The sequence below is a fragment of the Pragia fontium DSM 5563 = ATCC 49100 genome (assembly GCF_900112475.1).
Classification (GTDB): domain Bacteria; phylum Pseudomonadota; class Gammaproteobacteria; order Enterobacterales; family Enterobacteriaceae; genus Pragia; species Pragia fontium.
In genome coordinates this window covers 22,140-38,095 of record NZ_FOLW01000002.1, presented here as the reverse complement: position 1 = coordinate 38,095, position 15,956 = coordinate 22,140, and the positions used below count along the sequence as shown (strand labels likewise).

Annotated in this window: 12 protein-coding genes; 11 read left to right on the top strand and 1 reads right to left on the bottom strand. The window is 43.9% G+C overall.

Features of this window, described 5'->3' with window-relative positions; genetic code table 11:
• The 11 genes from tagH (at position 1) to BMZ28_RS03190 (ending at position 15,554) form a co-directional block, all read left to right on the top strand.
• Positions 1-1,236 (top strand): type VI secretion system-associated FHA domain protein TagH, encoded by a 1,236-nt coding sequence (tagH, locus tag BMZ28_RS03240; protein WP_053007539.1) that lies wholly within the window; start codon positions 1-3, stop codon positions 1,234-1,236.
• Positions 1,233-1,757, top strand: coding sequence for a type VI secretion system lipoprotein TssJ (gene tssJ, locus BMZ28_RS03235; protein WP_047780365.1), 525 nt, complete (start codon positions 1,233-1,235; stop codon positions 1,755-1,757). The genes tagH and tssJ overlap by 4 nt, the downstream gene beginning before the upstream one ends.
• Before the next feature lie 9 nt (positions 1,758-1,766).
• On the top strand, positions 1,767-3,110 hold the full coding sequence (tssK, locus tag BMZ28_RS03230) for a type VI secretion system baseplate subunit TssK (protein WP_047780364.1): 1,344 nt from the start codon (positions 1,767-1,769) through the stop codon (positions 3,108-3,110).
• Entirely contained in the window at positions 3,110-3,874 is a 765-nt protein-coding gene (icmH, locus tag BMZ28_RS03225) for a type IVB secretion system protein IcmH/DotU (protein ID WP_047780363.1), read from the top strand. Before tssK ends, icmH begins: the two co-directional genes overlap by 1 nt.
• Before the next feature lie 11 nt (positions 3,875-3,885).
• Entirely contained in the window at positions 3,886-6,558 is a 2,673-nt protein-coding gene (gene tssH / locus BMZ28_RS03220; protein ID WP_074820673.1) for a type VI secretion system ATPase TssH, read from the top strand.
• Entirely contained in the window at positions 6,552-7,238 is a 687-nt protein-coding gene (vasI, locus tag BMZ28_RS03215) for a type VI secretion system-associated protein VasI (RefSeq protein WP_047780361.1), read from the top strand. Before tssH ends, vasI begins: the two co-directional genes overlap by 7 nt.
• 7 nt (positions 7,239-7,245) lie before the next feature.
• Complete coding sequence (gene tssA / locus BMZ28_RS03210) at positions 7,246-8,658, top strand: type VI secretion system protein TssA (RefSeq protein WP_047780360.1); 1,413 nt, start codon at positions 7,246-7,248, stop codon at positions 8,656-8,658.
• A 3-nt stretch (positions 8,659-8,661) separates the two neighbouring features.
• Positions 8,662-12,189 carry a type VI secretion system membrane subunit TssM gene (gene tssM / locus BMZ28_RS03205; RefSeq protein WP_074820671.1) on the top strand — a complete coding sequence of 1,176 codons (3,528 nt, stop codon included), beginning with the start codon at positions 8,662-8,664 and terminating at the stop codon, positions 12,187-12,189.
• Between the two features lie 47 nt (positions 12,190-12,236).
• Positions 12,237-13,595: a VasL domain-containing protein gene (locus tag BMZ28_RS03200; protein ID WP_074820670.1), complete on the top strand. Its 1,359-nt coding sequence runs from the start codon at positions 12,237-12,239 to the stop codon at positions 13,593-13,595.
• Positions 13,596-13,635: 40 nt separating this feature from the next.
• Complete coding sequence (locus BMZ28_RS03195) at positions 13,636-14,406, top strand: lipoprotein YafT (protein ID WP_047780357.1); 771 nt, start codon at positions 13,636-13,638, stop codon at positions 14,404-14,406.
• A 530-nt stretch (positions 14,407-14,936) separates the two neighbouring features.
• Positions 14,937-15,554: a Fic/DOC family protein gene (locus tag BMZ28_RS03190; RefSeq protein WP_047780356.1), complete on the top strand. Its 618-nt coding sequence runs from the start codon at positions 14,937-14,939 to the stop codon at positions 15,552-15,554.
• Here BMZ28_RS03190 and BMZ28_RS17460 read toward each other — a convergent pair.
• Positions 15,551-15,721, bottom strand: coding sequence for a hypothetical protein (locus BMZ28_RS17460; RefSeq protein ID WP_164720438.1), 171 nt, complete (start codon positions 15,719-15,721; stop codon positions 15,551-15,553). The two genes, BMZ28_RS03190 and BMZ28_RS17460, sit on opposite strands and share 4 nt — an antisense overlap.
• Positions 15,722-15,956: the final 235 nt, after the last annotated feature.

The window sequence follows — 15,956 nt, the reverse complement described above, 5'->3', positions numbered from 1 at the left end:
ATGAATAATTCAAACACGCTGACACTCCAGATACTCAATCATGAATGTCTTGCCAGTGGAAAACATGGAAATACATTGATAGATCAGGAAGGTGCAACAATAGGCAGCAATGCTGATAATTTCTGGTCAATTCAAAATCAACGAGGCCAGATTGAACCACTGCATGCCAAAGTTGATATGGTTGATTCTCACTTCTGCATCAGTGCTTATGCGCCGGGGCTCTATCTGAACGATGTTGATCTATTTGCCAAAGCCAAACCGGTGCGTTTGCAGCATGGTGACATCATGAAGCTCTCCGATTTTAAAATCAAAGTTCAGGTCAATCCAAATGGCACGTTGTATCAGGATCCTCTATCGATCCGACCTGAAAATATTATTTCCAATCATCACGACCCAATTAATGAAATTTTGTCAAAAAAAGTGGATTCCGTTGAAGAATATTCATTGACTGAACTACAGCAAACTCCCGTGCTGTCGTCACTACCGCTTGATCCAATGAAAGTTCTGGATGCTGCACAACCTACCACCCAGTTCACTATTAATAAGGTTCCTCCTGTGGTCACCACACAAAATGTGCTCGAACAATCTATTCGGTTAGAAGGCCAGTCAAATAACGATTTTACGCCTCTGGATAATGACCTCAATCACTTAGCCATTAACCCGTTATTTCAGGGATTACAGCACTCCATTAACCTAAAAGACAGTAAAGAAGCTTACGATTTACTAGAAGAAATTGGTCATAGCATCAAATCCGTGGTTGAAGGATTAAGCTCGCTACATGCCGCTAATCTCTATTCGTCGGATAAACATTTAAGACCGATTGAAGATAACCCTCTACACCTTAATCTCAGCTATGACGAAATGCTGAAATTATTATATTCCACTGAAAAATGTCCGGTGCATTTATCTGCACCATCCGCTTTTGCAGAAAGCCTCAGTCAAATTCGCCTTCATCATACGGCAAACCAACGGGCTATCTCCGAAGCACTCGCGGCACTACTTCAGGCCTTCTCTCCACAGGCATTAATTACCCGCTTCCTACGCTATCGCCGTGCAAGTGAAAAAAGTACTCCAGATGGTTCCTGGGCGTGGGAAATGTACAGCAGTTACTTTGACGAACTGACCTCTAACCGTCAGCAAGGATTTGAAAAACTGTTTTGGGAAATTTATGAGCAATCCTATGACCGACACATTCGCCAACTTCAACAAGAGGTTGATGGAAAGGATCCGCTATGAGCCGTATCTGGGTCGTTATATTGGTTTTCATTAGTCTGATGCTATCAGGCTGTGAAGTGTCTAAAAAGGTTTATACCGTCATTCAGGATCCAGATGTCCCGGTTGGTTATCCGGACCAAAATCCGACGGAAATCGAGTTCTCATTACTGGCGGACAGTGACATTAACCAGAATCTGGAGGGAGAAGCTTCCCCGACCGATATTCAGGTGATCTATTTAGAAGACGACTCGAAACTGCTCAGCACTGACTACTACCAGATTGCAACGGAACCGTTAGACAAAATATTGGGTAAAAACTATGTCGACCATCAGGACTACACGCTAGAGCCGGGGCAGTTTAAACCCCTAAAACCGATAAAAATTGAGTCTAAAACTCAATATCTGGCGGTTATTGCCCACTATGCAGGCTCAGATTCGGGACTGATCTATTGGTTAGATATCGTTGATATCGATGGGGTAGGAAAAAAATACAAAATCCTTATTCACTTGCGCGCTGGCGAAGTCGAAATAAAGAAATCTTAAGGGAATAAAATGGCAAATAAGAATCGCGTAATCTGGCGTGAAGGACTTTCCATCGCGCCACAGCATTTACAACAGCAACAAAGGCATATTGATTATTTAATTCACGGTCGAGTCGATGCCGCAGTCAACTATTCTTATGGATTCAGTCGCCTTTCTATCGACCACGAAATGCTTAAGTTGGGCCGTATCAGTATCACTGATGCCGCTGGAGTGATGCCTGACGGAACATTATTTGATATTCCTTTTGAGGATATTCCGCCTCAACCGATTGAAATAAAGCAAATTCCGAGCACTGAAAGCCGTGATGTTTATCTGGCTCTCCCCATCATCAGTGATGTGATTACTGAACTGCATCATGACTCAGACAATTTGTCTGAGATATCGCGTTTTAAAAATCATCCTCATCAAATTAGAGATTTACATAGCCAAAACGGTAACTATGTTCAGGTCAATATTGCCCGACTATCGCCGCGGCTTATTAGAGGTTCCGATAATTTAAGCGCTTATACTATCTTGCCATTATGCCGCATCAAAGAAGTGCGAGCCGATGGCACACTGATGCTGGATGAAGATTTTATTCCTACCGTTTCCAAAGTACAGGTGGCCTCCCACTTACAAACCTTTATGGAAGAAGTAGCCAATCTGGTTGCTGAACGCGCTAAACAACTGTCGGAAAAAATTGGTTCACCAACGCAACAAGGTATTTCTGGTATCGCCGAATTCCTGATGTTACAGCTGCTGAATTCAACGAAACCTATTTATCGGCATCTGGCGCACACACAAATTGTGCACCCGGAAACGTTGTATTTAATGTTAACCAAAACCTGCTCAGAGTTAATGACGTTCACTTCTGAATCGAAAACCGCGCAGGATTTCCAACTGTATAATCATGATGATCTAACGCGGACATTCAGTGATTTAGTGCTGAAAACCCGTCAGGCGTTAAGTATTGTTCTAACCCCGAGAGCGGTACCGATTCCACTGGTCGATCGCAACAATGCATATACCGGTGTGATTAACGATATTGATCTGCTGAAAACCGCTAACTTTGTTCTGGCGGTTAAGGCTCAACTACCGCAGGATCAATTAATTCGCCTGTTTGTTCAGCAAACTAAGATATCCACACCAACCAAAGTCGAGCATCTGGTCAGGGTTCAATTACCAGGTATTCCTCTGACGCCACTGTCTGCAGCACCACCTCAGTTACCATTCCATGCTGGCTATATCTATTTCCAACTGGATAACCAGTCTGCTGAATGGCAAGAAATTGTCAAAGCAAACAGCATTGCCTTCCATGTTGCAGGTAACTTCCCTGAGCTTGACCTGCAGTTCTGGGCGGTGAGGAGTAAGTAATGAGTGAACAATCACTATGGCACGGAGCCGATCAGTCCAGCCGTTATCTAAATAGGCTGGAACAATACTCATTAACCCTTCGGGGTCGCAATATCAATCCCATTATTGATGCGGCAACCCCTCTGTTAGGCATGATTCTGCGTATGCAGGATCTATCAGTGGATATCCCTGAACCGGATTATTTATACCGTCAGATTCAAACCGATATTGAAAGTATCGAGCAGTTTCTGGAAATGGAAGGTTATGAGCCAGGATCGATTGTGACCTTTCGCTATGTCCTGTGCACCTTTATTGATGAATGTGTGATGAGCGCTGACTCTTCTCTGGCCAAGTTTTGGAGCCAGAAGTCATTACTTATTCACTTTCACAATGAAGGCTGGGGCGGCGAGCGAGTATTTCAGATTACCGAACGACTGATGAATGAGCCTAAACGCTACAAAGATATGCTGGAATTTATTTACCTGTGTTTTGGCCTTGGATTCAGAGGACGCTATAAAGTTCAGAATGCCAATAACGACGAGTTTGAAAAATTATTCCGCCGCCTACAAAGCTTACTGTTATCGCTAAACGGCGAGCCGACGTCTACTCGTCTGCACCTTGGCGTTAAAAAACCAGCTCGCTATTTTCTACCTAAGCAATTGACGACAAAGCATATTGTTATCGTTACCGTTGGCGTGCTGGTTTTAGCCTACTCGCTCTATTTATCCAAACTCAACTCACAAAGTATCAGCATATTAGAACAACTTAATATGCTACTTAAATAAAGGGATTAGCCATGATTCGTATTGAACTTCCAAAATTACTTCAACAGCTAAACCCGGTCAGTCGTCATATTTTTGAAAGTGCTGCCGCCATCTGTGTCAACTCGCAAAGTGCAGAGATTACGGTTTCGCATTTCCTGTTACAAAGCCTGGAAACGCCGCTATGTGATATTCGACAAATATTATCTAAAGCCAATATCGATACCGAAGTTCTGTGTGGCTTATTAGAACAAACACCGATTGATAATGCGCAAAATGGGCAAACGACCCCGAGTTTTTCCCCACTGTTGGTCGAACTATTACAAGATTCACTGTTACTCAGTAGCGCTGAATTAAAAGAAACCAACCTCAGAACCGGCGTCATTTTGCTGACTATTCTGCATAGTCCAAACCGCTATGTTTCAAAACCAGTCGCCCAGTTGCTGACGTCGATCAATAAAGACTTGTTACAGTCTGAATTCCATCAGTGGACCAGTGGTTCTGCCGAAAGCGTTACGCCCCATTCATCCGACAGAAAGGTTGGCGGCGCAGCTTCTGCCCACAATGCGACCTTACTCGATAAATACGCCACCAACATGACGCAACAGGCGATTGATGGAAAACTTGATCCGGTATTAGGCCGTGATAAAGAGATCGACCTGATGGTAGATATTCTCTCCCGCCGCAGAAAAAACAATCCGATCGTAGTCGGCGACGCTGGCGTCGGTAAAAGTGCCCTGATAGAAGGATTAGCCATAAGAATTGCCAAAGACCGTGTACCAGAACGTTTATTGGGTACACAAATTATGTCGTTGGATTTAGGTTCGCTACAGGCAGGGGCTTCAGTAAAAGGTGAATTTGAAAAACGCTTCAAAGGTATTATGTCTGAAGTCAGTCATTCTCCTATTCCGATTATCCTGTTTATTGATGAAGCCCATACGCTCATCGGTGCTGGTAATCAGCAAGGAGGATTAGACGTTTCGAACCTGTTGAAACCTGCGTTAGCCCGTGGTGAACTGAAAACTATCGCAGCAACGACCTGGAGCGAATACAAAAAATACTTTGAGAAAGACGCCGCCCTTTCTCGCCGCTTCCAATTAGTTAAAGTTGGCGAGCCTTCTGCTGACGAAGCGGTCATTATCATGCGGGGACTCCGTGAAATCTATGAAGAATCTCACGGGGTATTAATTGATGATGATGCATTACAGGCTGCCGCCTATCTCAGCGATCGCTATATTTCAGGTCGCCAACTGCCCGATAAAGCTATTGATGTATTGGATACCGCCTGTGCTCGTATCTCCATCAATTTAACTTCTCCGCCACGTCAGGTTTCGGTGCTGGAAAATAGCCTGCATCAGCTTAACGAAGAGATTGAACTGCTGGAGAGAGAACATCGTTTGGGGCTGAAAGATAACTCAGCACGCATCATTGGTCTCAAACAACTGTGTGATGACAGTCAGGAACAACTGGATAACATCAATATTCTCTGGCAAAAACAGCAAGCATTGGTTCACCGCATTATTGAACTGCGAGCGCTGTTACTCTCTCCTTCAACTCCGGTAGTCACTGGAGGAAGTGAAGCAGATACACAGGATGACAGCATCAATGATGCTAAATCACAAGAGCCGATTCTACTGGGTGAGCTCACCTCGTTAACGCTGGAGCTCAATGAACTACAAAAAGAAGAGCTGTTAGTATCGCCACACGTGGATAAAAAACAGATCTCTTCCGTTATTGCTGAATGGACTGGTGTACCGCTTAACCGCATTTCGCAAAATGAACTATCCATTGTCACCGAACTACCGAAATATCTCAGCAGCGAAATTAAAGGTCAGGATCTGGCCATTGAGAATCTGCATAAACATTTATTAACCGCTCGCGCCGATCTTCGCCGAGCGGGTAGACCATTGGGCGCATTCTTGTTAGTTGGCCCGAGTGGCGTTGGTAAAACAGAATCCGTTATTCAAATTTCTGAGCTGATGTTTGGTGGCAGACAGTATCTGACGACCATTAACATGTCTGAATATCAGGAAAAGCATACCGTATCTCGCCTAATTGGTTCTCCTCCTGGCTATGTCGGCTACGGTGAAGGCGGTATTCTGACCGAGAGTATTCGTCAAAAACCTTATTCAGTGGTACTGCTGGATGAAGTAGAAAAAGCCCATCCGGATGTCCTCAACTTGTTCTATCAAGCCTTTGATAAAGGTGAATTAGCTGATGGAGAAGGTCGAATCATTGACTGTAAGAATGTGGTGTTCTTCCTAACGTCTAACTTAGGTTACCAAACCATCGTTGACTATGCCGATCGACCAGAGATGATTGGCGACCAACTTTATCAAGAGTTAGCTGACTTCTTTAAACCAGCGCTGCTGGCGCGTATGGAAATTATTCCTTACCTACCACTTTCCAAAGCAGTGTTAAGCGTGATTGTTCAAGGAAAACTAAAGAAACTGGAAAGAACGCTTCAGGATAAATTTGATGCCAAAGTGGTATTCGATGAAGACGTGCCTGAACAAATTATTGCCAGAGCTACCCGGGCAGAGAACGGAGCTCGTATGCTGGAATCTATCATTGATGGTCAACTTCTGCCGCCGGTGTCTCTGCAACTGCTGAATAAAATGGCCGCGGGTGAATCCATTAACTATGTACGCTTCAGCGTTAACAACAACCAGTTTACCTCTTATGTAGGTGAGGAACCGGTATGTTAAACATCGGGGTAGCGCTACGACAACGTCTATTACCAGCTTTACTTTTGGCCGGGTCAGTCAGCGTGTCCGCAGAGCCCCAAATTGCCGATAAGTCTGGTCTGGAGCAAGCGCTGATTCAATGCCGAAGTGAGCCGTCGGCACTGTTGCGTTTGGCCTGTTATGACAATTTGTTCAAAACAACCGAGGCGAATGTCTCTCAACCTGCCGTTATGAAGCGCAGTGATACAGTACAAAAAGCCCTGTTGCTTGAAAAACAGCGGCCTGAGCACTCCACTGAGTTTCTTACTGAGCAGGCGGACGGTGAACTGTCTCCTGAAGTCATTATCTCTACGCCGGCGTTGGGTATTCGCCCTCCCCGGCCGGTATTGATCTTTAGCTGTCAGGACAACATTACCCGTATGCAAATTGCATTTTTTAATCCGCTCTCAAATGACAAAAGCAGCACCATTACGCTGAAAACCAATACCGGTACCACATTCCGCAGTCATTGGTTCGTTCGCGATAACGGTCTGTTGCTGGAAAGCAGCCGTGGATTACCCGGTATTTCGGAAATTCAGCGCCTGCTCAATGCTGAAACATTAACTATTGAATCAGAAAACAAAGCATTAAACGGGATCTCTTTCCAAATTAGCGGGCTATCAAAAGCAATTTCCCCCCTTCGACAAGCCTGTAGATGGTAAACGAATTATGGAATTTATTACTCAGCACCCCTGGCGTGACTTAATCCTTAAGCCACTGCCACAAAGACAATTAGAACAGGCTATCCCATCGGATAATGGGGACTGGGAATATATTGACACCGAAATGGCTAAGCTCGGCACGATTAGCCATGAAACGGTCAATATCCCCGATGTTCAAGATCGAATCTTAAAATTGCTGGCTGAAGAGACGAAAGATTTCAGGCTATTAACTCACCTGCTCAATACGTTACAGCGCAGTGAACGCCCCGCCAGTATTCTGCTGGCTATCGCTCTGCTGGCTGATTATGTTGAAGCTTACTGGAGTATTGCTGCCCCGCAGAAAAATAAACTGCGCATCGCTCAAATGATTATCCAGCGTTTTGTTAACGCCAAAGAGCTGTTTAGCCACTCGGCGATTGCCGAAGAGCGTGAGCAATCTATCAGCGAATTTGTTCGTTTAAAACAGCTGTGGCAAGAGCAAACCGCCCTATGTGAACAACTGGATAAATTGATTGTTAGCTACTCAAAATCATCCATTAGTGAGCTACCGTCGGCAGCGGCAGTGACGCCGACCACAGTAGCCGCAGCAGCACCATCAACAAGCCCAAATAACGGTTCGCAGACAACCTCTGAATCCAAGGTACCTCATACCTCGCTCCCTCATGTGATGCTGGATGACTCATCTGAGCGAGCCTGGAGTAAAACCCTGCTAAAAATTGCCGAAATTGAGGCAGAGCGCTCATTTACCACACCAATCAGCTTTCAGTTAAGACGCCATGCCGTCTGGTTTAATATTGCCACACCACCCGCCGTCAGTAATGGTGTGACTTCGGTACCGGCACTACCGATAGAAAAAATCAGTGAATTTGAACGTGAGTTGTCTCGTCCCTCATTGGCACTCTGGCTCAAGGTAGAAAACACCATCGCCTATTCTCCTTTCTGGTTTGATGGCCACTATCTCTCCGCCGCCATTGCCAACAAGCTGGGACATCCCACTACGGCGGACGTCATCAAAAATGAACTGAAGTATTTTCTGGCGCGTTTTTCTGAATGCCAATCACTGTGTTTCTCTAACGGTGAACCGTTTATGAATCCACAAACTCAAAAGTGGCTAAACCAGAAAGAACATAGCCAATCACAAAGTGAAGATTTTTCTCAGGCTTTATCCCTGTTTAACAGCGAAGGCCTACAGTCAGCGCTAACGTTTCTGGAACAAACCACCGGCGATGAGCCCCGCTCACGGAGTTATACCCAACTGCAAACCATCAAGCTGTTACATCAGGCCGGATGCCATAAGTTAGGCAAACAACAATTAGAAAACTTAGTTCATAAAGCAGCCCAGCTATCCGCAAAAGAGTGGGAACCCTCTTTCTTTGATAGTTGTAACGGACTAAAAGACTCATTAGGTAACAAGGAGTAATCAATGAAGCTGCCGTCTATACTAAAACCCCGGTTACCCAAGCTTCCCAGATTACCGAAGCTAATAAAATCACCCAAATTACCGGCTAAAAAAACCCGACTGTATGTCATTGCCGGTATCTGGCTGTTCTTCATGTTTTGGATGTGGAGCTATGGTGATGACTTTGAAATTATGGAGATGAAACCCTTTGCTCCATCCGTTCGCCGCTGGCTGATTACCTTAATAACGATTCTTAGCGCCATGATATGGGCACTGCTGCATCTGGAATTCACTAACCGCCGATTACGCTCACAACAAAAGCAGGCTAAGCAAGAAGTCAAAGATCCGGTTCAGTTGGAGGTTGGCATTCAACAGCGATACTTCGATCGCTGGATAGTGAATTTACAAAAGCAGCTAACGGTAAAAGATTACCAGTATCAATTACCTTGGTATCTGGTTATTGGTAATCGCGGTGCCGGTAAAACCACCTTTCTTAAAGAAGGTTGTAAACTGAATGAACTCTACGCTCCGGAAAATGAACAGCGAGTTCATTGCTGGCTGAACGATCAGGCGGTTATTATTGAAGCCGATGGGATTTTATTGGAGCAACCTACCGATCATGCGCTGCCCACGCTGTATGAAAAGTTATGGCGAAACGCGTTGTCATGGTTGGCTGAGATTCGTCCTGCACAACCCTTAAACGGGATTATTCTGACCGTTGACCTCTACCAATTCTGTACCTTTAATAAAATAGAGCGGGAAAACTATATTTCCGCGTTGAAATCCCGTTTAACTGAAATCGCTCAAGATTTACATACCAAACTTCCAGTCTATATCGTGCTGACAAAACTCGACTTGCTGTATGGTTTTGGTGCCATGTACCAAGCACTGGATAAAGCCCAGCGGGAAGAAATTCTGGGCATCACCTTCCCAATTGATGACGGTGACTGGAAAAAATCGCTGAATAATTTCTGGCAACAGTGGATCCATCAGCTCAATAACGCCTTACCGGGCATGATGCTCAACAATGTTGACGTTAGTCAACGTAGCCAACTTTTTACCTTTATCCGCCAGATTAATGGACTTAAGGACTATATTGAAGATCTGATTGACCAAGGATTATTCTCATCAGAACACCAGCCATTCTTACTGCGTGGTCTCTATTTGACCTCTTCGATGCAGAAAGGGCAAATGGAGGATCTGTTTGTCAAATCCGCGGCATCGCAATATAACTTGCCGGAACAGGTTTACCCAAGCTGGCAATCCCCATTATCCCATACCTATTTTACCCATGAGTTACTGAACAATCTGTTATTTGAAGAGACACAGCTAGCGGGTAAAAATGAAGAATATCGTCAGTATGTTCGCCATCGTTTATATCGTTGGAGTGCCAGTGCAGCCGGATTAGCCGTGATCATTATTGCCAGTTGGCAATATTTCTATAGCAGTAACCATCAAGCCGGTGAGGAAGTCTTAGCCAAAGCGAAACAGTATGTGAACATCGAACTCCCAACTGAAAAAGATTATCTGGGTGCCTTACAGCTTCCCCTTCTTAATCCGGTCAGTCAGGCGACGTTTGCCTATGGTGACTATAATCGGCGAGGTATGCTGTCGGATATGGGACTATATCAGGGCTATAAAATCGGTCCTTATGTTGAATCAACGTATTATAACCTGCTGTTACAGCGCTTTCTTCCATCCATTATGAATGGCCTGGAACAACAGCTTAGTAAAGAAAAAGAAGGGAGTGATAATAAACTCAGAATCCTGCGCATCATGCGAATGATTGAAGATGAAACCGGCCGTGATAAAACGGCGGTGATGAATTATATGATTGATCGCTGGAGTGAAGAATTTAAAGGTCAGAATGATGTCCAGATCCAACTGGAAAATCACCTTTCCTATGCGTTAGATAACATCCATTGGAAAGCTGAGCGCCTGAAGAAAAACCGACTGGCCATTGAGAGTTATCGGCCTTATGAGCAAAACATTCAAGATGCTCAGGTTGATCTACGCCGTTTATCCATCTATCGCCGGGTTTATCAAAGCTTACATGGACAGGCTAAATCAGCCTTACCAACTGATTTAAATATCCGGAATCAGGTGGGGGCCAGCTTTGACTCGGTGTTTGCTGCCGATAATGAAGCGTTGCTTAAAGTGCCTCAACTCCTGACGCGGTCAGGCCTCACTAACTTTTTTGTCCTGCAGGATGATTCTTTAATTAAATATACCTCACTGGATAGTTGGGTATTGGAGATTACCAAGAACGTCCATTACAGCAAAGCTGACCGTGAAGAGATACAAAAGCAAATCACCTCGCTGTATCTCAATGACTATATCACCACTTGGCATAACGCTTATAACAACATCCATATCCGTAAATTTGCTGATATTCCGGACGTGATTGCCGGGTTGGAGCAAATCACCAGCGGTGAATATGTTTTTAAACGAATCATGGAGTTACTGCGAGAGAACACCACCCCTAAAGATTCCGTATTAGGGGAAGGATCTAAACTACTCAATACCAGTAACCCAACCCAAAGCAGTGACTACCGCTTACTGAACTACTTAAGCCACCAGTTCACTAAAGAAAATAGCGTCACCATTGAAGATAAAGATCAAATCAGTGCATTGGGCAATGTTAGCGTCAGACTGACTGATTTACATCGTTATATGATGGCAATACAGAACTCGCCATCGCCAGGGAAGTCCGCACTACAGGCGGTACAGCTACGGTTAAGCAATAATAACAGCGATCCTATTTTTGAAGCTCAGCAGCTCTCAAAATCGCTACCAGAACCATTGGGACGTTGGGTCAGCGAACTGGCGACAGAAGCCTGGAATGTCATCATGATCGAAGCGATTAAATCGCTGGAGATTGAATGGAATGACAAGGTTGTTATGCCATATCGTCAAACGCTGGCTAACCGTTATCCGTTTGCCCCTGGTGCTAAACTTGATGTGCCTCTTAGCGAGTTCGAGCGCTTCTTTGGCTATGGCGGTACGCTGGATGCCTTCTACCAACAAAATCTGAAAGTGTTTATCGATAATGATTTGGGTATGAATGAAAACGGTAAGTCACTTATCCATCCAAACATCTTGAGACAGCTTGAGATCGCTGAAAAAATCCGCCGTACCTTCTTTAGTAAACAGAATGGATTAGGCATTCAGTTCTCAATTCAACCGATCAATATGTCAGGCAATCGCCGCCGCGGCGTGCTCAATCTGGATGGTCAATTAGTTGAATACCGCCATTCAAGCAGTATTCCGGTTCGCTTAATCTGGCCAAACTCCATGCGCGATAATGTGGAAAGTAAACTCACTTTGATTGGCGGAGACAGAAGCAATAAAACACTAAGTTATAGCAGTGCCTGGGGTCTGCTACGCATGATCAATTCAGGCAAGCTAACCAATGTAAGCAATAACTCGTTTGATGTGCGTTATGACATTGATAATGGCTACATTATTTATCGCGTGTTTATTGATGAATCGGATAATCCATTCGCCGGTGGGCTGTTTAGTCAGTTCAATTTACCTAACACCTTGTATTAAATCCTGTCTGGCCGGATAAAGTTCCGGCCTTCTCTGGAGATTTGTTTATGCATAAGGATATCCATATTGGCGGCGATCCTCGTAACTATCTGGAATTTACTGAAATACGCAGTGAGATTAATAAGCTGAGCCATCCCGCAGCGCCGGATGTTGATTTCACCTTAATCGTCAGCTTATCTCAGGAATTATTCCGCAAAAATGGCGTTGATTTACAAACTGCCAGCTACTTTACTTTTGCTAAAACTAAACTTGAAGGATTAGCCGGTTTTGGTGAAGGATGCTGCCTTATCGCTGGCTTGATAGCTGAACATTGGCAAGAGCTATGGCCGGAAAGCGATACTTCCCGCATAGAAATGCTGGATTGGTTAAATAATCGGGTTGGCTACGATATCCGAACGTTTTCCTTTAAAGCCTCGCATATCCCGCTCCTAATCCAATTGGAACAACCGTTAAAGCAAATAGCAGATACGTTGAATGAGCTGAAACTAAAAAAAGACTCCAGCGTAATCGAGCTGTATAAATTTATTCATAATACGCGTGAAACCCTTGAGATAAGAGCCGCCAGCCAGCTTAAGTTACAAAGGAAAAAAGCCTTATTCCCCGCTGAGCCGGAACCAGTTGAAGAGGTAAAGGTTGATAATCCGCCGACGATTGTGCTGACCAAAGCGGAACAGGAGCCCGAACCTGAAACGGTAAGGATCAATGCTCAACAGCCACCGCTATCGATAAATTTACCATTTGCCCCGACGCAGATACCGCGATTTAAAGCATGGCACGGTTTTTTAATGGGAATCTGCCTTGCCAGTGCAGCTTTTCTGACGTTGATTCATCTGAGCCAATTACAAAAATCCCCCTTGATGGATCCGCAATTTTTCGCCCAAATACCACGGCAAGAAATCATCCAGTATGCCAATGAGCTACAGGCAAACCCACTCCGAGCCTATCAGCCGGACTTGCCGATTTACCAACAACAGTTAACTTCGTTAGCTAATCAATCGCCGCTTGCCAGCCACTTTTATGCCGACAATCTGTCTACGCTAATTACCCAATTGTGGCCCGACTCCAAAAAAGCAGCCGCACTAAAACAAGAATGGCAACAACATCAGAACAGTTTACGCAGCGAAAACCCACTCAGTGATGGATATAGTCAGGCACAAAAAAGGATAACCGGTTTAATCCGTCAGATTAACCAAGCCGAAGCTCAGGGGAGAACGTTATCTCTTGCACAATTAAAGTCTTCACTAAATGCCATTCAACGCCAGTTAAATGACAGTCCACCTGTTGAAGAGCTATTGCGGCAGCAGGCGGATCAGCCTTCACCAACAGCGGCACAAACCAAACAGATCGAACAACGGCTCAATGGCTTATTAAGCCATTACCATGAGTTAATCACGGATAACAACTAGCAAAATGATGTCACCGTTTTTATATAAAAAGGATAAAATAATGCAATCAGTAAAGCGTCTGGGTTCAGCTATTTTTCTACCGCTGATTCTTATTTCTGCCACTCTTATTAGCGGTTGCTCTTCAGCGCCCGAATTCAAATCCAGAGCAGCAAATCTTACCGGTAAAAGTCAACTGACAGAGCAGGAAGTATTGGATATCGATCCACTCACTGAAATTACCGAGCATGATATCCAACAAGCATTAAAAGAGGCCAATAAAGACAGTTTTCTGATTCCAAAAAACTCACCTATTGTGCTGGTTCAATCAGGGGCCAATATCCCGGATGCAGCTATGCAGCAGGAAATGATGAAGTATTACAATATCTCCGTCTATTCCGGCCTATCCCCCACCAAACCCAAAACTCCAATCGCGCGGAAAAATGCAGAACAGGCGCTGTTACCACAACCTAACTATATTAAATCGCTCCGTTTAGCCGCAGCTAAAGCGCGACAAAATAAAATTGTGGTGTACTGGGGCAGCTTCGAACAGGGTTTACCGGACAAAGATAATACGAAAATTGTTTGGCTCCCTTATCATAATGGAGATATTCTAAGAGAAACCAAATACTTACGGTACAGCATCCGTTTTGCTACCGTTGATGTTAAAAGTGGAATGTGGGTGATGTATACGCCGCCTAATACCGAAAGTGAATTTATTAATGTCGCCTTTCAATCCAGTCAAAATAAACTGAATCAGGTCACTGAGGTTAAAGAAAGTGCTTATGTAGAAGCGGCAAAGAATTTTGCTGAACGCTTTGAAAAACTCAGGTAGTCACGCCATAAAATAGTTGCCATAAAAACTAATTAATGAGCCTCACAGGGCGGAGCAGAATATTGACTGTATCCGCCTTTTGTTTCTTCTTACCTCTTACTATTTAAAGCAAAATTTGCGTAAGACCTCCAATGATTACCAGTATCAGTTTGCCATTAAGTCAGCTAGTATAATGGCAGAGAAATTTATCCATCAGCGCTTAGAATCCGTATCTACCCTGTTTTATCGATAACGTTCGTCATATCGACTTTATAAAATTGAGTGATTTCCAGTAAAAATCCGCCATAGACAATTGGCGCAACAGAAATGATAATTCATATCAAATTCAATGTATTAAAAAGAAAAACATCATGAGTAATACTAGCGACCTCAATATTCACAGTTTTTATTAGCTTATATTAAAAACCTATAGTTTAACCTACACTTATGTAATTAATTAATTTTTATAACATTGTATATAACTAACATAGCGTTATAATTTATGTATGTTTCTCGTTAACCCCATTACCGCATCAACACAGAGCATTTCTATGAGTCGATACCATGTTTCCAACAGTGAAGGACAGTATGAGGAAGACTCGAACGAACAGGTTTTAGCCAATAAATTAGGTATTTCCAATTCTGATGAAATCGATGATGCCGAACTGGTGTTACTAGAACAGCTCTATCAGTTTATCTTTGAAGATCATTTTCCCCTTGAACAAATCACGGTATCCATGCTTAAAAACTGGCATCATCGGTGGTTAGGTAACCTTTATAGATGGGCCGGGCAGGAAAGAACGGTCAACATCAGCAAAAGCGGTTTTATGTTTGCGCCTTCTGCTCAACTCCCAAAACTCCTGGATGAATTAGAAGCTAAGTACCTTGCCCATTACACACCGTGTGTCGGCATGGATGAAGAACAGCTCATTGAGGCCATCGCAATAATCCACGTTGAAATGATACTTATCCATCCATTTAGAGAAGGAAATGGTCGTTTATCACGACTTTTAGCTGATGTGATGGCCGTTCAAGGGGGATTTAAACCATTGGATTACCAAAGCTGGGAGCAGAATAAAGCCGAATATATTTCAGCTATCCACGCAGGTATATCAATGAACTATGACCCCATGAAATTTTGGGTCAAAAAAGCATTAGGAAATAACTAAACAGCCAGACGGAGATGGGAGAACTTCTTGCGCTTAGCTTCAAGTGAAGCTTCAATTTGACTGGAAGATTGACCCGTTTCAACCGCCGTTGACGTTGCCACCGAACGAACGATCTCTTCACGAGACGGCTTGGTATAAGATACCTGCTCTTTTTTGCTATTGTTCATCAAGGCTTCCAGATTTCAGATATATATTGAATATATATTATAAGCTATTATCGTTGGTAAGATGCTAGTATTTTTAGACTGTTACATATTAACCACAATCCCAGACACACATAACCAACCTTTATGCCCCTAATTAAACGGATTTTCGAAGATCAACTGGCCTATGCAATGTGTGTTGCACTTGCCACCTCATTAGAGAATTGTATGCGTAATAATCCCATACGGATGTTAGTTA